General features: G+C 62.7%; 24 protein-coding genes. 11 read left to right on the top strand and 13 right to left on the bottom strand.

Annotated elements, in window-relative coordinates; translation table 11 throughout:
* Positions 1-5: 5 nt before the first annotated feature.
* From hutH (FHX10_RS08250) to FHX10_RS08230, 5 genes are all read right to left on the bottom strand, one after another.
* On the bottom strand, positions 6-1,499 hold the full coding sequence (hutH, locus tag FHX10_RS08250) for a histidine ammonia-lyase (RefSeq protein ID WP_097595644.1): 1,494 nt from the start codon (positions 1,497-1,499) through the stop codon (positions 6-8).
* Entirely contained in the window at positions 1,496-2,272 is a 777-nt protein-coding gene (locus FHX10_RS08245; protein ID WP_047614846.1) for an ABC transporter ATP-binding protein, read from the bottom strand. The genes hutH (FHX10_RS08250) and FHX10_RS08245 overlap by 4 nt, the downstream gene beginning before the upstream one ends.
* Positions 2,273-2,295: 23 nt before the next feature.
* Positions 2,296-3,000 (bottom strand): ABC transporter permease, encoded by a 705-nt coding sequence (locus tag FHX10_RS08240; protein ID WP_028759049.1) that lies wholly within the window; start codon positions 2,998-3,000, stop codon positions 2,296-2,298.
* Between the two features lie 10 nt (positions 3,001-3,010).
* Positions 3,011-3,736 carry an ABC transporter permease gene (locus FHX10_RS08235; RefSeq protein ID WP_028759048.1) on the bottom strand — a complete coding sequence of 242 codons (726 nt, stop codon included), beginning with the start codon at positions 3,734-3,736 and terminating at the stop codon, positions 3,011-3,013.
* Between the two features lie 106 nt (positions 3,737-3,842).
* Complete coding sequence (locus FHX10_RS08230) at positions 3,843-4,685, bottom strand: transporter substrate-binding domain-containing protein (RefSeq protein ID WP_028759047.1); 843 nt, start codon at positions 4,683-4,685, stop codon at positions 3,843-3,845.
* A gap of 196 nt (positions 4,686-4,881) precedes the next feature.
* Between FHX10_RS08230 and hutC (FHX10_RS08225) the strand changes: the two genes are divergently transcribed.
* Positions 4,882-5,637 (top strand): histidine utilization repressor, encoded by a 756-nt coding sequence (gene hutC, locus FHX10_RS08225; RefSeq protein WP_028757215.1) that lies wholly within the window; start codon positions 4,882-4,884, stop codon positions 5,635-5,637.
* Positions 5,638-5,671: 34 nt separating this feature from the next.
* Here the strand turns inward: hutC (FHX10_RS08225) and hutC (FHX10_RS08220) are convergent, their stop codons facing one another.
* Positions 5,672-6,394: a histidine utilization repressor gene (hutC, locus tag FHX10_RS08220; RefSeq protein WP_028756042.1), complete on the bottom strand. Its 723-nt coding sequence runs from the start codon at positions 6,392-6,394 to the stop codon at positions 5,672-5,674.
* 120 nt (positions 6,395-6,514) lie between these two features.
* Complete coding sequence (locus FHX10_RS08215; protein ID WP_184389247.1) at positions 6,515-7,861, bottom strand: formimidoylglutamate deiminase; 1,347 nt, start codon at positions 7,859-7,861, stop codon at positions 6,515-6,517.
* A 122-nt stretch (positions 7,862-7,983) separates the two neighbouring features.
* Here FHX10_RS08215 and hutI point away from each other — a divergent pair, with 122 nt between their 5' ends.
* The 6 genes from hutI to FHX10_RS08185 all read left to right on the top strand — a co-directional run bounded on the left by hutI (position 7,984) and on the right by FHX10_RS08185 (position 14,723).
* Positions 7,984-9,246, top strand: a complete 1,263-nt coding sequence (gene hutI / locus FHX10_RS08210; RefSeq protein ID WP_028759154.1) for an imidazolonepropionase — start codon at positions 7,984-7,986, stop codon at positions 9,244-9,246.
* The gene (gene hutH, locus FHX10_RS08205; RefSeq protein ID WP_063475975.1) at positions 9,243-10,778 is read left to right on the top strand and encodes a histidine ammonia-lyase; all 1,536 of its coding nucleotides are present in this window, start codon (positions 9,243-9,245) and stop codon (positions 10,776-10,778) included. Before hutI ends, hutH (FHX10_RS08205) begins: the two co-directional genes overlap by 4 nt.
* Positions 10,779-10,830: 52 nt before the next feature.
* Entirely contained in the window at positions 10,831-11,634 is an 804-nt protein-coding gene (gene hutG, locus FHX10_RS08200) for an N-formylglutamate deformylase (protein WP_097595642.1), read from the top strand.
* A gap of 30 nt (positions 11,635-11,664) precedes the next feature.
* Positions 11,665-13,338, top strand: a complete 1,674-nt coding sequence (gene hutU / locus FHX10_RS08195; RefSeq protein WP_047612722.1) for a urocanate hydratase — start codon at positions 11,665-11,667, stop codon at positions 13,336-13,338.
* 5 nt (positions 13,339-13,343) lie between these two features.
* Positions 13,344-13,919 carry a HutD family protein gene (locus FHX10_RS08190; protein ID WP_097595641.1) on the top strand — a complete coding sequence of 192 codons (576 nt, stop codon included), beginning with the start codon at positions 13,344-13,346 and terminating at the stop codon, positions 13,917-13,919.
* A gap of 174 nt (positions 13,920-14,093) precedes the next feature.
* Positions 14,094-14,723, top strand: coding sequence for a J domain-containing protein (locus tag FHX10_RS08185; protein WP_028756049.1), 630 nt, complete (start codon positions 14,094-14,096; stop codon positions 14,721-14,723).
* An 18-nt stretch (positions 14,724-14,741) separates the two neighbouring features.
* Here the strand turns inward: FHX10_RS08185 and FHX10_RS08180 are convergent, their stop codons facing one another.
* The 3 genes from FHX10_RS08180 to FHX10_RS08170 form a co-directional block, all read right to left on the bottom strand.
* Complete coding sequence (locus FHX10_RS08180; protein WP_097595640.1) at positions 14,742-15,443, bottom strand: DUF899 family protein; 702 nt, start codon at positions 15,441-15,443, stop codon at positions 14,742-14,744.
* An 80-nt stretch (positions 15,444-15,523) separates the two neighbouring features.
* Complete coding sequence (locus FHX10_RS08175) at positions 15,524-15,679, bottom strand: hypothetical protein (protein WP_184389244.1); 156 nt, start codon at positions 15,677-15,679, stop codon at positions 15,524-15,526.
* 55 nt (positions 15,680-15,734) lie between these two features.
* Complete coding sequence (locus FHX10_RS08170; RefSeq protein ID WP_028757206.1) at positions 15,735-15,995, bottom strand: DUF982 domain-containing protein; 261 nt, start codon at positions 15,993-15,995, stop codon at positions 15,735-15,737.
* 511 nt (positions 15,996-16,506) lie between these two features.
* On the opposite strand from FHX10_RS08170, the gene FHX10_RS08165 reads away from it, so the two are divergent.
* The 3 genes from FHX10_RS08165 to FHX10_RS08155 are packed head-to-tail and all read left to right on the top strand — an operon-like array spanning position 16,507 to position 17,930.
* Positions 16,507-16,851 (top strand): ArsR/SmtB family transcription factor, encoded by a 345-nt coding sequence (locus tag FHX10_RS08165; RefSeq protein ID WP_028756051.1) that lies wholly within the window; start codon positions 16,507-16,509, stop codon positions 16,849-16,851.
* The gene (locus FHX10_RS08160; RefSeq protein ID WP_080759865.1) at positions 16,832-17,317 is read left to right on the top strand and encodes an SRPBCC domain-containing protein; all 486 of its coding nucleotides are present in this window, start codon (positions 16,832-16,834) and stop codon (positions 17,315-17,317) included. Before FHX10_RS08165 ends, FHX10_RS08160 begins: the two co-directional genes overlap by 20 nt.
* Positions 17,310-17,930: a glutathione S-transferase family protein gene (locus tag FHX10_RS08155; protein ID WP_097595639.1), complete on the top strand. Its 621-nt coding sequence runs from the start codon at positions 17,310-17,312 to the stop codon at positions 17,928-17,930. Before FHX10_RS08160 ends, FHX10_RS08155 begins: the two co-directional genes overlap by 8 nt.
* Before the next feature lie 317 nt (positions 17,931-18,247).
* Here FHX10_RS08155 and FHX10_RS08150 read toward each other — a convergent pair whose 3' ends face one another.
* A complete protein-coding gene (locus FHX10_RS08150) occupies positions 18,248-18,430 on the bottom strand; it encodes a hypothetical protein (RefSeq protein WP_047612715.1) in 183 nt (60 codons plus the stop codon).
* A 70-nt stretch (positions 18,431-18,500) separates the two neighbouring features.
* Here FHX10_RS08150 and FHX10_RS08145 point away from each other — a divergent pair, with 70 nt between their 5' ends.
* Positions 18,501-19,142, top strand: a complete 642-nt coding sequence (locus FHX10_RS08145) for an alpha/beta family hydrolase (RefSeq protein ID WP_097595638.1) — start codon at positions 18,501-18,503, stop codon at positions 19,140-19,142.
* 23 nt (positions 19,143-19,165) lie between these two features.
* On the opposite strand, the gene FHX10_RS08140 is transcribed toward FHX10_RS08145, so the two are convergent.
* Entirely contained in the window at positions 19,166-19,837 is a 672-nt protein-coding gene (locus FHX10_RS08140; RefSeq protein ID WP_047612710.1) for an RES family NAD+ phosphorylase, read from the bottom strand.
* The gene (locus FHX10_RS08135) at positions 19,834-20,358 is read right to left on the bottom strand and encodes an MbcA/ParS/Xre antitoxin family protein (RefSeq protein ID WP_047612708.1); all 525 of its coding nucleotides are present in this window, start codon (positions 20,356-20,358) and stop codon (positions 19,834-19,836) included. Before FHX10_RS08135 ends, FHX10_RS08140 begins: the two co-directional genes overlap by 4 nt.
* Between the last annotated feature and the right edge of the window lie 25 nt (positions 20,359-20,383).

Below are 20,383 nucleotides of genomic sequence, written 5' to 3'. Positions count from 1 at the left end.
CGAGATCAGCCGAGCGGCGGCGGCGCGGTCTCGCGGATCAGGCTGCGCACAGTCTCGATATCGCCGTTGAGCGGCCGCTCGTCGCCATAATGGGAAACATGCTGGCGCACGACCTGGTAGACAAGGCCCGTGCCGGCCGCCCGCGGCGCCTTTGCCGCCAGGAAATCATGTGCCTGGGCCGCCGCCATCAGCTCGATCGCCAGGATATATTCGGCATTGTCGATGATGGCGAGGAGCTTGCCGGCGGCAGCTGTGGGATGCGCCAGGAAGTCCTCCTGCAGGCCGGAAGTCAGCCCACCGTCCATGGCCGCGGGTGCGGCAAGGCGGCGGTTCTCGTTGCTGAGTGCGGCAGCGGTATATTGGGCGATCATGAAGCCGGAATGGCTGCCGGCATCGCTCGCCAAAAAGGGCGGCAGACCACTCACCAGCGGATTGACGAGCCGGTCCATGCGCCGTTCGCTGATCGCGCCGATCTGTGCGAGCGCAATGGCCAGGCTATCGGCCGCCTGCCCGAGCGCCGGGGCAACAGCATGCGCCTCGGAAGAGACGATCGGTTGTTCCGGCGTGCCTGAGACAGCCGGATTGTCGGTCACCGAAGCAAGCTCCTGATCGACGACGCGGGCGGAATTATCGAAGACATCGCGGGCAGCGCCATGGGCATGCGGCACCGAACGAAGGCTGAGCGCATCCTGCGTGCGCCGGCCGAAGGCGGCGGCGACAAGGCCGCTGCCCTGAAGCCGCGCACGCAGCGTCGCTCCCACCTTCTCTATGCCGGCCGATGGGCGCAACGCCAGCACCGCTGCGTCGAAGGCGGCGATCTGGCAGCCTGCCGCTTCCAGCGTCAGCGCCGCGATCGCATCGGCCCAGTCGAGCAGCCGTTCGGCGCGGGAAAGCGCAACGGCCGTCAGGCCAGTGGCACAGGCCGTGCCGTTGACCAGGCTCAAGCCCTCCTTGGCGCCGAGCACCAACGGTTCGAGGCCGATCGCGGCAAGCGCCTCGCGGCCGCTCAGGCGCCGGCCGGCCAACTGAGCGCTGCCTTCGCCAATGAGGACCAGCGCAATATGGGCATTGTGGACGAGGTAACCGGCAGAGCCCTTGGACGGCACGTCGGGAATGCAATCATGTTCCAGCATGGCAGCGAGATGCTCTACGATCTCGCGCCGCACGCCGGAGTGGCCATGGGCAAAATTGGCAATCTGCGCTGCGATGATGGCGCGCACCTCGCGGGCATCAAGCAATGGCCCGACGCCGCAGGCATGGCTGAGCACGATGCTGCGCGACAGCAGGCTCTGCGAGGCACGATCGACCACGGTATCGGCGAGCGCCCCGACGCCGGTGTTGACGCCATAGGCCCGCACCCCCGTCTCGACGATGCGCGCGACGATGCGGCTTGCCTGTTCGACCCGCGCCCAGGCGCCGGGCGACAGCGACAGCGCCTCCCCTGCCCCGACGCGCGCGACATCGCGCCAGGTCAGCAATGCATCGATGGTGATCGTCATTGACCGCTTCCGAAATGGCCGATGAACTGGCGGAAAGCGGGTGTGGCGCCGCCGGTGAACATGTCGTCCGGCTTGCCGCTGCTTTCGATCAACCCTTCGCGCATGAAGACGACGCGGTTCGAGACGTTGCGGGCAAAGCTCATCTCATGGGTGACGACGAGCATGGTCATGCCCTCCTCGGCCAGCGCGCGCATGACACGCAGCACCTCGCCGACAAGCTCGGGGTCCAGCGCCGAGGTCGGCTCGTCGAAGAGCATGACCTTCGGTTTCATCGCCAGCGCCCGGGCGATGGCGGCGCGCTGCTGCTGGCCGCCGGAGAGATGGGCGGGATAGGCATGGCGCTTGTCGGCGATTCCGACCTTTTCAAGCAGTGCCTCGGCCTCGGCGATGCAATCGGCCCGCGGACGCTTCAACACATGGATCGGCCCCTCGATGACATTCTGCAGGATCGTCATGTGGGACCAGAGATTGAAGGACTGGAACACCATGCCGAGTTCGGAGCGGATATGGTCCACCTGCTTCTGGCTGGCGGGTTTGCTCTTCCCGTTCTTGTGAACCATTTGAATATGCTCGCCGTCGACCCAGATCTCGCCGTCGCTGGCGGTTTCAAGCAGGTTGATGCAGCGCAGGAAGGTCGATTTGCCGGAGCCGGAGGCGCCGAGCAGCGAAATCACATCGCCGTCTTCGGCATCGAGGGAAATGCCGCGCAGGACCTCGTGCGTACCGAAGCTCTTGCGGATATTGCGGACCGAAAGTCGGGTGACGCCTGGCATGAGTGCTCCAATGGTTAGGCCGCTTACGCCTTCAGCGCCTGCGGAATGGCGCGGCGATGTCGGGACAGCGAATATTCGAGCAAGGCCATGCCCTGCAGGATGATGAAGTTCAGGACGAGATAGATGATCGCCGCGCAGAGGAAGACTTCCATCGTGCGGTAGGTCTGCGAGATCAGCCGCTGGGCCACACCGGTGACCTCCCAGACGGTGACGAGGCTTGCGAGCGCCGTCGACTTCATCATCAGCACGATCTCGGTGGAATAGGCCGGCAGCGCATGGCGGAAGGCAATCGGCGCCAGGATGCGGCGCACCAGCAGGAAGCCGGACATGCCGATCGAGCGCGCCGCCTCTATCTCCTTCGGCGAGACGGCACGGATGCCGCCGCGGAAGATCTCGGCCGTGTAGCCGGCCGTGCAGAGCGCCAGCGACAGCACGGCGCAGACCATCGGCTCACGCAGGAACGGCCAGAGGAAGGAGTAACGGATGACGCCGAACTGGCCGAGGCCGTAGAACACCAGGAACATCTGGATCAGGAGCGGCGAGCCACGGAAGACGAAGATGTAGCCCTTGGCGAAGCCCGAAAGCACCGGATTGCCGCTGACCCGCATCCAGACGATGACGAGCGCCAGCAGGCCGCCGCAGAGGATCGACAGGGAAAACAGGATGAGCGTTGTCGGTACGGCCTTGAGCAGGGTGACCATGGTCGAGGCGATGAAGGTGAAATCCATCATTCCCTCCTTACGCCTGGCCCATGGCGGATGCCGGCATGCTGCGGTTGGCGCGGCGCTCCGCCCCGTTGAAGATGCGGTCCGAAAGGCTGGTCAGGATCAGATAGAGGCAGCCGCCGGCGATGAAGAACAGGAAATATTGCCGGGTCGAGCCCGCCGCCACTTGGCTGGTGCGCATCAATTCGGCAAGGCCGGTGACGGAGACCAGCGCCGAATCCTTGAGACTGAGCTGCCAGACATTGCCGAGGCCGGGAATGGCCAGGCGCAGCACCTGCGGCATGATGATGCGGCGAAAGCGCAGGCCGCGATGCATGCCGATCGCCGAGGCCGCTTCGAGCTCGCCCTTGGAGATGGCGAGGAAGGCGCCGCGGAACACCTCCGCCTGGTAGGAGCCGGAAATGATGCCGACGGCAAGCGCGCCGGCGATGAATGAAGGCAGACCGAGGAAGCCCTCGTAACCCATCGCCTGGCCGATCGAGGTGACGGCCGAGGAGCCGCCGAAATAGATGAGATAGATGATCAGCAGTTCGGGAACGCCGCGAAATACGGTCGTATAGACGTTGCCGAGCGTGACGAGAACAAGATTGCCGGAGAGTTTTGCCGCCGCGACGGTGGCGCCGAGCACGGCGCCAATCGCCAGCGCCGTCGCCGTCACAGCCAGCGTCATCAAGGCGGCGGCAATGAGCAGCGCGCCCCATCCGGTCGAGCCGAAGCCGAGCAGTTCCAAGCTTGCCATATCGTCCGTTCCCCGTCCGTGGCAGTGTTTTGCGGATTGACAATAACATGCTGTCTCCGGCGATAAAGCCGGAGACAGCATGTTTGCGGCCGAAAGGCCGAAACGCTTATTCCTGCGGGCTGACGTCGACCTGGAACCACTTCATCGACAGGTTCTTGACCGTACCGTCGGCAAGCGTCGACTTGATCGCTTCGTTGAACTTGTCGCGCAGGTCCGTATCGGCCTTGCGGATGCCGAGGCCTTCGCCCTCGCCCCAGATCGAGCCGACGATCTCGGGGCCGGTGAAGGCGAGCGTGTCGTTGGCGGTCTTGAACGCGTTGGCGAAATAGACGGCATCGTCGAAGCCGAGGTCGATGCGGCCGTTCTGCAGGTCGAGGTCGCGGTCGGCGCCGGTCTTGTATTCGCGGATTTCGGCAATATCGCCGAAATTGTCATAGACGAACTTGGCGTAGACGGTCGCCGCCTGGATGCCGATCGTCTTGCCCTTGAAGGCGGCCTTCAGCGCGTCGATCTCCTTCACGCCGGTCTGGCCGGGCGTCATCTTGATCGTGGCGCCGGTGCCGGCGGCCTTTGCCAGCGGGCTGTCCTTGGCGGTCGCGAAGGCGGCAGGGGTGGCGGCATAGGGAATGGTGAAATCGATCACCTGCTTGCGCTCTTCGGTGATCGACAGCGCATCCATGATAACGTCGAACTTGCCGGCGTTGAGCGCCGGGATCATGCCGTCCCAGTCGGAAGCAACCAACGTGCACTCAATCTTGGCGCGCTCGCACAGCACCTTGGCGAGTTCGGGCTCGAAACCGCCGAGCGTGCCGTCGGCATTGGTGAGGTTCCAGGGCGCATAGGCACCTTCGAGCGTGATGGTCGCCTTCGTCCAGTCCTTGGAAAAGGCCGGCGCGGCAAAAGCGGTAAAAGCCGCCACACCGCAAAACAGGATTGCGCTAAATTTCATTTGTGAATTCTCCTCTGGAGTTGAAACAGACCTTGCGGCACCACGGCCGATCTGCGCCGGCTTGCCCTTTCCCGTCCTATTTCTGTTTTAAGGACCGATTGGGAGGTTGTATATGGTACCATATGAGATATTTTGTGATATGCAAGAGGAAAGTCGCTTTATGCGGCGAATTCCCTTCGTGCAAAAGGAATAGGCAATGAAGCGTTCCGGCGAGATGAAGCGCGAACTGGCGGAAAATGACAGCACGCCGCTCTATGCCGGCGTCAAGCAGGTGATCCTCGACCGCATCCACAGCGGCGAGTGGCCGCCGAAATACCGCGTGCCGTCGGAAAACGAGCTGGTCGTCGAGCTGGGCGTCAGCAAAATGACCGCCAACCGGGCGCTGCGCGAACTTGCCAATGAGGGCGAACTCGTCCGCATCCAAGGCGTCGGCTCCTTCGTCGCCGAGCGCAAGGGTTATTCGGCGCTGTTCGAGGTCCGCAACATCGCCGAGGAAATCGCCGAACGCGGTCATGTCCACGAAGCCTCCGTCGTCGTTCTCGCCCAGGAAACAGCCTCTCCCGAGGTTGCCGACGCGCTGGAACTGCCGATTGGCGCTGCGGTTTTCCACTCGCTGATCGTCCACAGCGAAAACGGCGTTCCGGTGCAGATCGAGGACCGCTTCGTTCATCCGGAGGCGGCCCCGGAATATCTCGACCAGGATTTTTCGACGCTGACGCCGAACGCCTATCTGACGGCCGCAGCCCCGCTCAGCGGTTCAGAGCATGTCGTCGAGGCGGCGATGCCGCAGGCCTGGGAATGCAAGTTGCTGACCATCATGAAGAGCGAACCCTGCCTGACGATCCGCCGGCGCACATGGTCGGCAAAACAGGTGGTATCGACCGCCCGCCTCGTCTATCCCGGTCACCGCTACCGGCTGGAAGCGCGCAGCGGCAAGATGTTCGAGGAATGAAAGCATCGGCCATGTTGTATATGGAACATGGCCGTTATTGTGACGCCGGCGTGAACCGTGCCACCAGCGCGTGACGATCGCCCGGATAGGTGAAGCGCACATGCGTCACCGGCCCGGCGCCGCTCCAGGTGCGGCGTTCGACCACGAGACAGGCGGTGTTGCGTGCTATATCGAGCGCTGCGGCCACTTCGGCATTGGCGGAGACGGCATGGATCCGGTGTTCGGCCGTACTCCAGGGCACCTGGTTGAGCAGCCAGGGACCCGGCGCCATCGCCAGGAAATCGGCATTGGCCGCCTCCGGCACCGTCGCAAGGCTGATCAGTCGCTCCTCCAGGCAAAAGGGCCGCGCGCCGGCATTGTGGATGCAGACGACCTCGACGACCGAGGACGCCACAGGCAGTTCCAGCCGGCGGCTGTCGTCCGCCTTGGCCTTGCGGCTCGTCTTCTTCGATACCGCATAGGAGTAGGGCAGGTTCAGCGACTGAACCTCGGCCTTGATATCGTGGATTTCGAGAACGGCCGATTGCGCCTGCGGCTGGGTGACGAAGCTGCCGGACTTCTTGCGCCGCTCGATGAGGCCGGCCTTGGCAAGCTGGGTCAGAACCTTGTTCACCGTCATGCGCGAACAGTCATACTGTGTGGCGAGATCGACCTCGAAGGGAATACGGTGCCCCGGCGGCCATTCGCCTGAGACGATATGGCCCTCGATGTCGCTCAGGATGCGCTGATGCAAGGTGGGATCCCTGCTTTGGTCCATTACCACGCTCCGGTTGGCTCCCCGCTATCTCTTTGTTTTAGCGCAATTCCGGACGCAAACCGCTACGCACTTTTGCTGGAATTGCTCTAATTCGAATATCGGGATGGGAAAAGCTCTTTTTCAGGCGGCAAGCAATTCGCCCATTGCGGCCAGGAACCGCCGGTCGATAGCGTCGCGTTCACGGTGGCGACCGCCCTCCACCTGCTTGCGGCCGCGCGCCCAGACGCAATCGACGGAAACGCCGCGGGCAAACAGCCAGTGGTCGAGGATCTGATCACCCGCGAGATAGGGAACGGCTGAAATATCGAGCGAAACGATATCGGCATGATGGCCCTCGGCGAGACCTGCCGGCGCTTTCAGCGCGGCACCGCCGCCGGCAAGTGCATGCGTGAACAGCGAAAGCGCCGTCGAACCGCCGGGGGTTGCGACGACATTGCGGGCGCGAAGCGCCAGGCGCTGCGAATATTCGAGCTGGCGCAGTTCCTCCGGCACGGAGATCAGCACGTTGGAATCCGAGCCGATGCCGTAACGCCCGCCCTCTTCGAGGAAGAGTGGCGCGGCAAAGGCGCCGTCGCCGAGATTGGCTTCGGTGATCGGGCAGAGGCCGGCGATTGCGCCGCTTTTCGCCATCCGCCGCGTTTCGTCCTCGGTCATGTGCGTTGCATGGATCAGGCACCAGCGTTCATCCACGGACGCATGATCGAGCAGCCATTCCACCGGCCGCGCGCCGGACCAGGCGATGCAATCCTCGACCTCTTTCACCTGTTCGGCGACATGGATATGAATGGGACCGTCGCCGGCCATCGGCACGAGCCTCGTGAGTTCCTCGGGTGTCGCGGCGCGCAGGCTGTGCGGCGCCAGCCCGAGTTCGGCGTCATCGAGCCGGCCGGTCACTGCCCGGCATCCCTCCATCAGTCTTTCGAAGCTTTCGAGCGAATTGATGAAACGCCGCTGGCCGTCGATCGGCGCAGCGCCGCCAAAGCCGGAATGGGCGTAGAAGACCGGCAGCAATGTCAGGCCGATGCCGGTCTCTGCGCTGGCAGCGCCGATGCGTTCGGCAAGCTCGGCGATATTGGCGTAAGCGCTGCCATCCCTGTCATGGTGGAGATAGTGGAACTCGCCGACGCGGGAAAAGCCGGCTTCCAGCATTTCCGCATAAAGCTTGGCCGCGACGGCCTCGACATGCTCGGGCGTCATCGCCAGGGCAAACTTGTACATAACAGTGCGCCAGCTCCAGAAGCTGTCGTTGGCCGGGCCGCGCACTTCCGCAAGGCCGGCCATCGCCCGCTGGAAAGCATGGCTGTGCAGGTTCGCCATGGCGGGAACGAGCAGCGTGTGGCGTTCATCGCCCGGCTCGGGAGAAACGCCGATTTCGACCCGCGCGATGCGCCCGGCCTCGAGCGTCAACCGTACATTCTTCTGCCAGCCTTCCGGCGTCAGCGCCGTGTCTGCGTGAAGCGTGGTCATCGCCTTCCCTCTCCTCTTGCCGCGCCGCCGATCTTTCTTTTCCAGAAAAGCGCGCAAAATTTCACTTGTCACCTGTTGATTATGTATATACATGTTTTGACATAAGGAAAGGCGCAAAGCTGATGACCGGGAACAATTTTTCAGAGGAAGCCTCATCCGCCGACGTCAGGCCGGCGCTTTGGCGCAATGCGCGGCTCGCCACGCTTGCGCCTGGTAAAGAAGGCCTCGGCATCGTCGAAAAGGGCGCCGTGCTGATCGAGAATGGCCGTATCACCTTTGCCGGTGCCGAAAGCGATCTGCCCGCATCGGCCATCGAACATTCCGAGATCGTCGATCTCGAAGGCCGCTGGGTGACGCCCGGCCTCGTCGACTGCCACACCCATATCGTCCACGGCGGCAACCGCGCCCGCGAATTCGAAATGCGCCTTGCAGGCGCCACCTATGAAGAAGTCGCGCGCGCCGGCGGCGGCATCGTCTCCTCGGTGAAGGCGACCAATGCGCTGTCGGTCGAGGAGCTCGTCGCCGAGGCCCTGCCGCGACTCGACACACTGCTTGCCGAAGGCGTGACGACGATCGAGGTCAAGTCCGGTTACGGGCTGAACCGAACCGGCGAAGTGAAGATGCTGCAGAGCGCCCGCCTGCTCGGCCATATCAGACCGGTGCGCGTCGCCACCAGCTATCTCGGCGCCCATGCGACGCCGGTGGAATATAAAGGCCGCAACGGCGATTATCTCGATGATGTCGTCCTGCCCGGTCTCGACGATATGTTCAATCTCGGTCTCGCCGATGCCGTCGACGGCTTCTGCGAGGGCATCGCTTTTTCCACGACGGAGATCGCCCGCGTCTTCGACAAGGCCAAAGCGCTTGGCCTGCCGGTCAAGCTGCATGCCGAGCAGCTCTCCAATCTCGGCGGCGCCAAGCTCGCTGCATCCTACGGCGCACTTTCGGCCGATCACCTCGAATATCTCGACGAAGACGGCGTTGCGGCGATGGCCGCAGCCGGCACCGTCGCCGTGCTGCTGCCCGGCGCCTTCTACGCCATCCATGAGAAGCAGAAGCCGCCGGTCGAAGCATTGCGGCGGGCAGGCGTGCCGATCGCGATCGCCACCGACTGCAATCCCGGCACCTCGCCGCTCACCTCGATGCTACTCACCATGAACATGTCGGCGACGCTGTTCGGCCTGACCGTCGAGGAATGCATCGCCGGCGCCACCCGCGAAGGCGCCCGTGCGCTCGGCCTGCTCGACAAGACAGGAACGATCGAGCCCGGCAAGTCCGCCGATCTCGCCGTCTGGAATATCGAAAGCCTCGCCGAACTCGTCTACCGCATCGGCTTCAACCCGCTTCACGCGCGTATCTTCAAGGGCGAAAGGAACGGTCGATGACCATCACGCTCCATCCAGGCTCCGTCTCGCTCAAGGATTTGGAAATCATCTATTGGACCGGCGAGCCGGCAAGGCTCGATCCCGCCTTCGATGCCGGCATCGCCAAGGCCGCCGCCCGCATCGCCGAGATCGCCGCCGGCAATGCCCCGGTCTACGGCATCAATACCGGCTTCGGCAAACTTGCCTCGATCAAGATCGACAGCGCCGATGTCGCGACGCTGCAGCGCAATCTCATCCTGTCCCACTGCTGCGGCGTCGGCGCGCCGCTGCCCGACAATATCGTCCGGCTGATCATGGCGCTGAAGCTGGTCTCGCTTGGCCGCGGCGCCTCCGGCGTGCGGCTGGAGCTGGTACGGCTGATCGAAGGCATGCTGGAAAAAGGCGTCATCCCGCTGATCCCGGAAAAAGGCTCGGTCGGCGCCTCCGGCGATCTTGCGCCGCTGGCCCATATGGCGGCGGTGATGATGGGCGAGGCCGAAGCCTTCTTCGCCGGCGAACGCCTCCCGGGCGCGCAAGCCCTCGAAAGGGCCGGGCTGAAACCGGTGGTGCTCGCCGCCAAGGAAGGCCTGGCGCTCATCAACGGCACACAGACCTCGACGGCGCTGGCGCTGGCCGGCCTGTTCCGCGCCCATCGCGCCGCACAATCGGCCTTGATCACCGGCGCCATGTCCACCGATGCCGCCATGGGCTCTTCGGCACCCTTCCATCCGGATATTCATACTTTGCGTGGCCACAAGGGCCAGATCGATACGGCCTCCGCCCTTCGCGCCCTGCTCGAAAACTCCATCATTCGCCAGAGCCATATCGAGGGCGACGAGCGCGTGCAGGATCCCTATTGCATCCGCTGCCAGCCACAGGTCGACGGCGCCTGCCTCGATCTGCTGCGCTCGGTCGCCCGCACGCTCGAAATCGAGGCCAACGCGGTCACCGACAATCCGCTGGTGCTGTCGGACAATTCCGTTGTCTCCGGCGGCAACTTCCACGCCGAACCCGTCGCCTTCGCCGCCGACCAGATTGCGCTCGCCGTCTGCGAGATCGGCGCGATTTCGCAGCGCCGCATCGCGCTGCTGGTCGATCCCACCCTCTCCTACGGCCTGCCGGCCTTCCTCGCCAAGAAGCCGGGCTTGAACTCCGGCCTGATGATCGCCGAGGTCACCTCGGCGGCGCTGATGTCTGAGAACAAGCAGATGTCGCACCCGGCCTCAGTCGATTCGACGCCGACCTCGGCCAATCAGGAAGACCATGTCTCCATGGCCTGCCACGGCGCCCGCCGCCTGCTTGGGATGACGGAGAACCTGTTCGCCATCATCGGCATCGAGGCGCTGACCGCCGCCCAAGGCGTCGAACTGCGCGCGCCGCTGTCGACAAGCCCGGAACTGAGCAAGGCGATCGCCGCCATCCGCAGCGAGGTCCCGACCCTCGATACCGACCGCTACATGGCAAACGACCTCGCCGCCGCTGCCGAACTGGTGGCGACGGGCGCGCTGAACGCCTCGGTTTCAACAGGCATATTGCCGGTATTGGAGGGTTGATCGTGATGTATGTGCATTTGGGTATCGCCCGAGACACCGGAGCACTTTGTCCATGACCACACCATACGAAATCCGTCAGGGCACCTCGCCCGTCATCCTCGGCTTCCCCCACACCGGCACGTCAGTGCCGGCTGAGATCGCCGACCGTCTCAACGACAATGGCAGGATTCTCGCCGATACCGACTGGCACATCCACCACCTCTATGACGGGCTGCTCGACGACGTCACGGTCGTGCGCGCCACATTCCACCGCTACGTCATCGATGCCAACCGAGATCCGGCGGGCGTCAGCCTCTATCCCGGCCAGAACACCACCGGCCTCATTCCCGAAACGGATTTTGACGGCAAGGCGATCTGGAAGGATGGACAGGGACCTGACCAGGCCGATATTGCGGCGCGGCTGCGGGATTTTCATGCGCCCTATCATGCAGCCCTTGCCGCCGAGATCGAGCGCGTGAGAGCGATCCATGGCGTCGCGATCCTTTACGATTGCCACTCGATCCGGTCCCACATTCCTTTCCTGTTCGAAGGAAAGCTGCCGGATTTCAATATCGGGACCGATATGGGCAAGACCTGCGACAGCGCCATCGAACAGGCGACGCTCACCGTCGTCGAAGCCGCCGAGGGGTACGACCGCGCGCTCAACGGCCGCTTCAAGGGCGGCTGGACGACACGCCATTACGGAAAGCCGGAAACCGGTGTGCACGCGATCCAGATGGAGCTTGCGCAATCGACGCATCTCCAGACCGAGGCACCGCCCTTTGCCTATGACGCCACCAAGGCGGACAGGCTTCGCGTGCATCTCAAAGACATTCTGGTGCGCCTCGAACAGATCGCACCAGGCCTGAAACGCTGACGCCCGAAACCTGAGAACAGGGGAACCGCCATGACCAATCCACGCCACAATATCCGTGAAATCCGCGCGCCCCGCGGCAACGATCTCAATGCCAAGAGCTGGATGACCGAAGCGCCGCTGCGCATGCTGATGAACAATCTCGATCCCGACGTCGCCGAAAATCCGAACGAACTCGTCGTCTATGGCGGCATCGGCCGCGCCGCCCGCACCTGGGAGGATTTCGACCGGATCGTCGCGACGCTGAAGACGCTGACGGAAGAAGAAACCCTGATCGTGCAATCCGGAAAGCCGGTCGGCGTCTTCCGCACCCACAAGGATGCGCCGCGCGTGCTGATCGCCAACTCCAACCTGGTGCCGCATTGGGCGACCTGGGATCATTTCAACGAGCTGGATAAGAAGGGCCTTGCCATGTACGGCCAGATGACGGCCGGCTCGTGGATCTATATCGGCACGCAGGGCATCGTCCAGGGCACCTACGAAACCTTCGTCGAGGCCGGCCGCCAGCATTACGGCGGCAATCTCAAGGGCAAATGGATCCTGACCGGCGGCCTCGGCGGCATGGGCGGCGCCCAGCCGCTCGCCGCCGTCATGGCCGGCGCCTGCTGCCTTGCCGTCGAATGCAATCCGGATTCGATCGATTTCCGCCTGCGCACCCGCTATGTCGACGCCAAGGCCGAGACGCTCGACGAAGCGCTTGCGATGATCGACCGCTGGACCAAGGCGGGCGAAGCCAAATCCGTCGGCCTGCTCGGCAACGCCGCCGAAATCCTGCCGGAAATGGTCCGCCGCGGCATTCGCCCTGATATCGTCACCGACCAGACCTCGGCGCACGACCCGATCAACGGCTACCTGCCGAAGGGCTGGACGATGGCGGAATGGAAGGCCAAGCGCGAAAGCGATCCGAAGGCTGTCGAAAAGGCAGCGCGCGCCTCGATGCGCGAGCATGTCGAAGCGATGATCGCCTTCTGGAACGCCGGTATTCCCACGCTCGACTACGGCAACAACATCCGCCAGGTCGCCAAGGAAGAAGGCTTGGAAAACGCCTTCGCCTTCCCGGGCTTCGTGCCGGCCTATATAAGACCGCTATTTTGCCGCGGCATCGGTCCCTTCCGCTGGGCAGCCCTGTCAGGCGACCCGGAAGATATCTACAAGACAGATGCCAAGGTAAGGGAGCTGACGCCCGGGAATACCCACCTGCACAACTGGCTCGACATGGCCAGGGAACGCATCGCCTTTCAGGGTCTGCCAGCGCGCATCTGCTGGGTCGGACTCGGCGACCGTCATCGCCTCGCTTTGGCCTTCAATGAAATGGTCAAGAACGGCGAGCTTTCCGCTCCGATCGTCATCGGCCGCGACCACCTCGATTCCGGCTCCGTCGCCTCGCCGAACCGCGAAACCGAAGCCATGAAGGACGGCTCCGACGCCGTCTCCGACTGGCCGCTTTTGAACGCCCTGCTCAACACCGCGTCGGGCGCCACCTGGGTATCGCTACATCACGGCGGCGGCGTCGGCATGGGCTTCTCGCAGCACTCCGGCGTCGTCATCTGCGCGGATGGCACGGATGATGCGGCAAAGCGTCTCGAACGCGTGCTCTGGAACGATCCGGCGACCGGAGTCATGCGCCATGCCGATGCCGGCTACGAGATCGCCCTCGACTGCGCCCGGGAAAAGGGCCTGCGCCTGCCCGGCATTCTCGGGAACTGAACCCGGTGAGAATCCTGCGCGCCGGTGATTGTAAACGCATGCCCTGGAAGAACGGCGGCGGCGAAACGGTGGAAATCGCCGTTTCGCCTGAGAATGCCGGTCTTGCCGGTTTTGACTGGCGCGTCAGTATGGCGACCGTCGCAACCGACGGCCCGTTTTCGATTTTTCCCGGCATCGACCGCACGCTGGCGATCCTCGATGGCAACGGCATGGTGCTCGATATCGAAGGCAGCACGCCGGTGCTGCTGACGACGGCAAGCGATCCCCTGGCCTTCCCGGCGGATATCCCCGTCGCGGCCAGGCTCCAGGACGGTGCGATCACCGATCTCAACATCATGACGCGCCGCGACGGGCTCGCCCACAGGCTGGTCCGGATCGACGTCGATGGCAGCAGCACCCTGCCGCTGCCGCCCTCGACATGCCTGTTCCTCTGCCATGGTGGCGCGCTCTCCTTCCGGCGGGGCGGCGAGACCGGCGCGCTTGCGGCCGGCGATGCGCTGCTGATTGAGGATGCGGCCGCGATCGCGCTTGAGGTCGATGGTAAAGCCAAATGTTATCTCGCATCGATCACCACAGGCTGACTTTCAAATAACGATTTGAAAAGATTGAACAATCGATAATTTGGCTAAGCATGCGCATCGACTATCCTGATCTCGGGCCATGGACGTCATTCCTGCTTTCGGTCTAAACTTTGCCCTTCTGATGCAGAAGAAGACCTAGACTGCCCGCAACATGCGGGGAGCAAGGGAGCAGGCGTGACGGATCCATACGATATTCTCGGCGTTGAACGCGATGCGGACGAGGCGCAGCTGAAGGCCGCCTACCGGCGTCTGGCGAAAGTTGCCCACCCCGATTCGGGCGGTGATTCGGACGCCTTTGCCAATTTGCAGAAAGCCTATGGGCTGCTTCTCGATCCGGTCCGGCGCAAGGTCTACGACGATACCGGTTACGACGTTGAATTCGCCGATGCCGCCGAGCTGCAGGCGCTCGTGATGATCGAGAAGCTCGTCACCGACGCCGTGCTCGACGAGCGCGCGCCGGGAAGTTTCGATCCCGTCGCTGTCATGCAGGAAAGCCTTTCCGAAGAACTGCGCAAGGCCCGTTTCAGCAAGAGCGAATTGGAGCGCCACGCCTCGCGCATCGGCCTGCATCTGGAACGGCTCGAAAAGCAGTCCGGTCGCGATGTGCTTGCCCACATGTTCCGTGCCCGCATCGAAGCCATCGCCAAAGCGGTCGCGGAAACCGAGGCGAAGATCAAGGCGACCGAACGCGCCGCCGATATGCTCAGCGGCTATGTATACGACATCGATCCGCCGCCGCTGCCGGATGCCGCGGTCACCAACATCGAATGGGTCGAGACCTCCAGAAACCGCTCCACCGGCTGACGGACGACGCGGCCGATCTTAATAGGACAGTTTCGGATACCAGTCCGGCGCCCGGCCTTCGGGCGTCGCATCGAGCACGGTCCAGAGCGGCATCAGATCAGGTGCGCCGCGCGGATCCTCGCCGGGATCGGCCGTCGCTTCGCCCATCTCCTCGCTCCAGAAATGGCGGATGGTGCCGTCGCGCCGCGTGAAGACGTTGAAGGCGGCGCCATCGCTGCCGTCGCTGCCGATCGCGCGATAGTCGCGGCTGTAATCGTCCGTCATGTCGGAGTAGAGCGGCAGGTGGTGCCAGCCGCGTTCCTTCTTGAAGGCGAGCAGCCTTTCGATCGGCGAGCGGGCGACGATCGCAAGGGCGGCGCGCTGCTGGATGTCAGGTACCTCGCCGTCCCAGGCCGACAGCAGCGAGGTGCACATTGGGCATGGGCGCTCGCGTTGTGGGCCGAACATGTAGCTGTAGACGATCAGCGTATCCTTGTCGGCGAAGAACTCGGCAAAGGAGATCGGCCCATCGCTGCCTTCGAAGCGGTATTCTTTTGTCACCTCGCCGCCCGGCGGCAGCGCCCGGCGCTGTCTTGCCACGCGCTCGATATGACGGCGCAATTCGATCTCTTCGGCCAGCAGCGCATCGCGGGCGCTGCGATAGGCCTCGCTCTCATTCGGGAAGCGGGCGCCGTTCTTGGCCGCAAGCACTGCGGCGGGTACCAGATGCCGATTATCCATGACGATATCCTCCTTCTGTTGCCGCGCGCCTCAGACGCGCAAAGGACGTGCTGAAGCCACGACCGGGTCGCAGCACATCATTACAAGGACGATCGGCTGATGCGAAAATCGACAGAAGCCGACGGAAAATATTCGCCCCGCGCTTTGGCCGGCCCGGTGCCCGGATCGCCAAAGCCAAGCAGATCAAGATTATGCGTTCCGAAATGCGGATCATCGAACCAGCTCATGATCAGCATTGCGCCCTTCCTAGAGGACGCCGCGCCGAACTCATTTCACCGTCGGCTGCGAAACTCAGTGAACGGTGATCACCGGAATGCCAGCTTCGTCGGCGGCACGGATAAGCGCTGCTCGCGCGTCCTGCGCCGGAATTTCCCCATGAATTGCATGTCGGCACGCGCTAATCGCGATAAGGTACTCTTCTCCGTCGTCGATCGGCCAGCCAACCGTCAGCATCTCGGCAGCCTGGAAAAGGGTTGCGACAAGCTTGTATTTTTCCGACCCACTCACAACGAACATCAGAGGGGCAAACTCTGCGGATGTGCACCACTTCATGACATTAGGTCTCCCCACAGTAAACATATTAGTAACTGTGCAAGAACCGTTCCGTGTTCTTCGCTCGCATGCCGAAGCTCGTTTTGGAGGCCGCATAATGGAAAGGAGAATATTTCTTAAGGGGCGCTTTAGCCTCGGCGTCGCCAGCATAAGCATGGGCACCAGCTGGCAGGGAAACGGTCGCCGGCCTCATTACCCGCCATGCTGAAGCCACCAAGGCCGCCGACATGCTTTTACCAGACGCCCTTCCCGGTCTTCTGCCTCCTCAGCAAACTCAAACTGCTCCGCGGCGGCATCAGCGAGCGCGGTGTGCCTCTGCAACCGGAAACACTTCATCAGCAGAGCGGCAAAAAGAGATCCCGTAGTCGCCTCCTACTCCGGCACGACAGACGCGGGACTTCCCGCTCTGTTGCCAACGCATGATTCTCTGTTGCCAACCTACCGGAAGATTGCCTTTGACACATCGCGATAAGTAATATATCCATTCGGTTATATAGCCATGTGGTGATATATGAAAAGCAGCCTCGATGCGATTTTCTCCGCACTTTCAGATCCAACAAGGAGAGCAATTCTGGGGCGGCTTGCTCACGGCAAGGCGACCGTGGCCGAACTCGCAGATCCCTTCGAGCTGTCTCAGCCTGCCATTTCAAAGCATCTCAAGGTCCTGGAACAGGCCGGTTTGATCCGCTCCGGCCGTGAAGCGACTTCGCGTCCCCGCGAACTTGAGCCGGACGCATTGAAGAAAATCTCTGATTGGATTGGCGATTACAGACGCTTCTGGGATCAGAGCTTTGATCGTCTCGATGGCTATTTGTCCAAGGTACAAGGATACGAAGATGACAAATCCGGAGACTGATACTGACAACGCCCGCGATCTGGTTTTTGTACGAAGGTTCGATGCCCCATGCGATCTCGTTTTCAGAGCATGGACCGACCCCAAAGCGCTAGCGCAATGGAGCGGTCCTCACGGCTTCAAGGCGGTGGGCGACCAGCTTGAAGTCTGGCCCGGCGGTAGACACCGCGCCTGTCTGATAGCGCCAGATGGAGAGGAGCACTGGGTTAGCGGAAAATACCTTGAGGTCAACCCTCCGCACAGGCTTGTCTTCACACATGCCTGGGAGATCGGAACCGGCGAAAAAAGCCCGGAAACAGTCGTCACCATCACGTTAAAGGAAAGCGACGGAGGAACGGAAATGACGTTTCGGCAAAGTGGATTTGAAGACGCATCATCACTTAAGGGTCATGAAGGTGGTTGGTCGCAAAGCTTCGAGCGACTGGGCGTTTTTCTGGGGGCTACGTCCGAAAGGCCGGATCATGAGTAAGGCGGCGATGAAGCTTTACTATTGCGAGACGCTCAATCCTCGGAAGGCCTGCGCCGCTGCCCGTTTTCTTAAAGCCGAGGTGGAGTTCATAAGGATTGACCTAGCCAGCGGAGAGCAGCGTACGACGGAATTCCTAGCTCTCAACCCGAACGGGAAAGTCCCTGTGCTGCAGGATGATGCCGGAACCTTGTGGGAAGCGAATGCCATCATGTGCCGATTGTCTGACAGAGTTGGCTCGGATTTCTGGCCGCATGACCACAGGCAGATCGACGTCCTCCGGTGGCTGAGCTGGGACGCGAGTCATTTCACCCGGCACGCGGCAGCCTTGTGGTTTGAATACTTGATCAAACCTTTGTTCGGCGGGGAGCCTGACGTCGCCGTGATCGAAGATGCGAAGACGAGCTTCCGACTACATGCTCGCGTGCTCGACGACCATTTGGCTACTAACAGCGTCGCGGTCGGGAAGACGCTGACTGTCGCAGATTTCGCATTGGCCGCTGCACTTCCTTATGCGACTTCTGCTGAGATTCCACTTTCCGAGTTTACGCATATTCAGGCGTGGTACGAACGGCTTGAACAACTAGATGCGTGGAGAAACCCTTTCCCGGCGTAACAAGGTGCGGCCGCTGTTCCGTGCTTATTATTTCCGCCCACGTTTCTAAAAGTTTTGCCGGTAATTCGCTCCACAGGGCCTCGCTTCTCCGTCGCTGAAATTCCTTCCGCCATCAGACAAGCGAAAGCGGCGATATGCGCAAGGGCTGTAAAGCAAAAAGGGCGCTCGACCCTTGCGGGGAGCGCCCTTATCCTGTCGGACAACGAACAGTTCGACAACGTCGATACCGCGCGCATCCATTTTTCAGGCAGGGCCGGTATATGGACCCTTTGCGCCCCGGTTTCAAGGGCTATTCGGCAGGACGTTGACAAGGTGCGTCAGATGGCAACTCCACTGACGGGATTGACCACCGGTCGTTCGCTCTTGTCCCCGACCCCGGCCGGCTGCATCGCCGGCGGCGCCATCGATTCTGCGTCTGCGGGCTCCGGCTTGTCGGGAACGGCGCCGACATCTTTGGGACGCCGCTGCTCGGGCTTTACGTTTTGATCATTCGTCGACATTGTCAGTCTCCTTTCAGTGAAGAAGTCACGGCCGTCGACATGGTTCCGACGACGGCATGGAGGATTACCGATGCTTGACAGGTTTCTGCTGCAGGGTCCTCAGGATGCGCGTTTCACCATCCTTCTGGCACATGGCGCCGGCGCGCCGATGGATTCGGCGTCGATGACAGCAGCGGCAAATGCGCTTGCCGGCGTTGGCTTCCGTGTGGCCCGCTTCGAATTCGCCTATATGGCCGCCCGCCGCACCTCGGAAGGCCGCAAGCCGCCGCCGCGCGCCGAATCGCTCAATCCCGAATATGAGGCGGCCATTGCCGCGCTCGGCGCCAGCGGCCCGCTTATCATCGGCGGCAAGTCGATGGGCGGCCGGGTCGCCAGCATGATCGCCGACGATCTCTATCACAGGGGAAAGATCGCCGGCCTGCTCTGCCTCGGCTATCCCTTCCATCCGCCCGGCCAGCCGGAGAAGCTGCGCACCGCCCATCTCGCCGGGCTGAGGACGCCCGCCTTGATCTGCCAGGGAACGCGCGACGAATTCGGCACACGAGACGAGGTGCCGGGCTATGATCTCTCCGACAGGATCGAGATCCTCTGGCTTGAGGATGGCGACCACGACCTCAAGCCGCGCAAGACGATCTCCGGCTTCTCGAGCGCCGATCACCTCGCCACGATGGCCAAGGCGGCAAAGGCCTGGGCCGAACGATTGCCGGTTTGAGGCTCACCTTGCGATTGCCGCTATCAGGCGGCAAGCTTCCTGATATCGATGCGCCGGTCGGTGGCGGAAACGGTGATTTCGAAATGATCGGCCTGCACGACGTCCCGGATGTTGCGTGGCCGATGCGCGACGATGGCCACCCCGCCTCTCAGCCGGACACTGTCGTAGAGGATACCGGCGCCGCCGCTCGAGCGCACCTCTTCCCCCAGCACTTGCGACGCCGCATAGCTGGTGCCGTCATAGACATCGGGCCGCAGCCTCTCTTCGCCGCGAATGTCGAGGTAATCGCCAATCAGGGCGGCCGCATAGCTTCGATAGGTGCGTGCCATCGTTGCTACCCCGCGTGCGACAGCCTCGCGCCGGAGATGATGGCCGACCTCGGCGGCGGCTGTCCTGAGTTCGTCGGCGGCATACCAGGCGCCGAGATCAGGACCGTTGAACCGCATTCCTCCCGGCGCAACATGCAGGAAAGCCGCCATGACGATACTGGCGTTCGGCCTGCCGTAAACCCACTCGTTTTCGGGAAGCCGTTGGATGCGATCGGCGACGAGACGGTCGTTGGTCCAGCCGACGAGTTCCATCACCGCTTCGAGGTCGGCCACCCGCGTCACCGTCTCGAAAAGGCCGATCGGTGGAAATTGCGACGGGATCAGCCGGTGTGACGGACGCGGCGCCTCTGCAAATCGATCCCTCACCGGAAGACGATGTCCGCATCTTCGTAAGGCGCGAAGGCTTCGTCGAGCCTGTTCGGCTGCATGTAGAGACCGCCGCGCGCGCCGTCGAGAAACCGGCGGACGGTCATCAGCCCGTCCTGAGTTCCGCTGGTCACGATATCAAGCGGTGGATGCCCGCCGAAAACCGGCGCCTGATGCGGCGTGCGCAGCCAGGCGACGCCGGCGCGCTCATCGGCAAAAAGCACACCGAGTGCTTGATGGATGCCGAGCACCGCCGAGATCCGGGTCAGCGTATCGACGTCAAGCGTGAAAGCGCCGTGCTCGCGCGCCTGTTTGGCCCAATTGTGGTAGGTCGACCGGGAGGGGTAACCGAGTACGAGCAGACGCTGCTCTTCCGTCAGCCCCCAGAGATCGGCGATCGCCAGGAAGGTCCGCAAGGCCGGTGCGCTTAGCCTCTTGCGATTTGCCGGCGCAAAGCGATCCATGTCCAGCCGCTGTGGCCCCTGGTCTTCCCGGTGCTCGGTGCGTCGCGCATGCTGCATAACAGCCTCCTGTCTTGAATTAGAC

This window comes from Rhizobium sp. BK591 (assembly GCF_014195045.1).
Lineage (GTDB): Bacteria > Pseudomonadota > Alphaproteobacteria > Rhizobiales > Rhizobiaceae > Rhizobium > Rhizobium anhuiense.
This window is presented reverse-complemented; position numbering and strand designations above follow the sequence as displayed.

What these genes read in the sequence shown, in the direction of transcription:
- hutH (WP_097595644.1), bottom strand. Translation starts at nt 1,499, where the DNA reads ATGACGATCACCATCGATGCATTGCTGACCTGGCGCGATGTCGCGCGC.
- FHX10_RS08245 (WP_047614846.1), bottom strand. Translation starts at nt 2,272, where the DNA reads ATGCCAGGCGTCACCCGACTTTCGGTCCGCAATATCCGCAAGAGCTTC.
- FHX10_RS08240 (WP_028759049.1), bottom strand. Translation starts at nt 3,000, where the DNA reads ATGGATTTCACCTTCATCGCCTCGACCATGGTCACCCTGCTCAAGGCC.
- FHX10_RS08235 (WP_028759048.1), bottom strand. Translation starts at nt 3,736, where the DNA reads ATGGCAAGCTTGGAACTGCTCGGCTTCGGCTCGACCGGATGGGGCGCG.
- FHX10_RS08230 (WP_028759047.1), bottom strand. Translation starts at nt 4,685, where the DNA reads ATGAAATTTAGCGCAATCCTGTTTTGCGGTGTGGCGGCTTTTACCGCT.
- hutC (WP_028757215.1), top strand. Translation starts at nt 4,882, where the DNA reads ATGAAGCGTTCCGGCGAGATGAAGCGCGAACTGGCGGAAAATGACAGC.
- hutC (WP_028756042.1), bottom strand. Translation starts at nt 6,394, where the DNA reads ATGGACCAAAGCAGGGATCCCACCTTGCATCAGCGCATCCTGAGCGAC.
- FHX10_RS08215 (WP_184389247.1), bottom strand. Translation starts at nt 7,861, where the DNA reads ATGACCACGCTTCACGCAGACACGGCGCTGACGCCGGAAGGCTGGCAG.
- hutI (WP_028759154.1), top strand. Translation starts at nt 7,984, where the DNA reads ATGACCGGGAACAATTTTTCAGAGGAAGCCTCATCCGCCGACGTCAGG.
- hutH (WP_063475975.1), top strand. Translation starts at nt 9,243, where the DNA reads ATGACCATCACGCTCCATCCAGGCTCCGTCTCGCTCAAGGATTTGGAA.
- hutG (WP_097595642.1), top strand. Translation starts at nt 10,831, where the DNA reads ATGACCACACCATACGAAATCCGTCAGGGCACCTCGCCCGTCATCCTC.
- hutU (WP_047612722.1), top strand. Translation starts at nt 11,665, where the DNA reads ATGACCAATCCACGCCACAATATCCGTGAAATCCGCGCGCCCCGCGGC.
- FHX10_RS08180 (WP_097595640.1), bottom strand. Translation starts at nt 15,443, where the DNA reads ATGGATAATCGGCATCTGGTACCCGCCGCAGTGCTTGCGGCCAAGAAC.
- FHX10_RS08175 (WP_184389244.1), bottom strand. Translation starts at nt 15,679, where the DNA reads ATGCTGATCATGAGCTGGTTCGATGATCCGCATTTCGGAACGCATAAT.
- FHX10_RS08170 (WP_028757206.1), bottom strand. Translation starts at nt 15,995, where the DNA reads ATGAAGTGGTGCACATCCGCAGAGTTTGCCCCTCTGATGTTCGTTGTG.
- FHX10_RS08165 (WP_028756051.1), top strand. Translation starts at nt 16,507, where the DNA reads ATGAAAAGCAGCCTCGATGCGATTTTCTCCGCACTTTCAGATCCAACA.
- FHX10_RS08160 (WP_080759865.1), top strand. Translation starts at nt 16,832, where the DNA reads ATGACAAATCCGGAGACTGATACTGACAACGCCCGCGATCTGGTTTTT.
- FHX10_RS08155 (WP_097595639.1), top strand. Translation starts at nt 17,310, where the DNA reads ATGAGTAAGGCGGCGATGAAGCTTTACTATTGCGAGACGCTCAATCCT.
- FHX10_RS08150 (WP_047612715.1), bottom strand. Translation starts at nt 18,430, where the DNA reads ATGTCGACGAATGATCAAAACGTAAAGCCCGAGCAGCGGCGTCCCAAA.
- FHX10_RS08145 (WP_097595638.1), top strand. Translation starts at nt 18,501, where the DNA reads ATGCTTGACAGGTTTCTGCTGCAGGGTCCTCAGGATGCGCGTTTCACC.
- FHX10_RS08135 (WP_047612708.1), bottom strand. Translation starts at nt 20,358, where the DNA reads ATGCAGCATGCGCGACGCACCGAGCACCGGGAAGACCAGGGGCCACAG.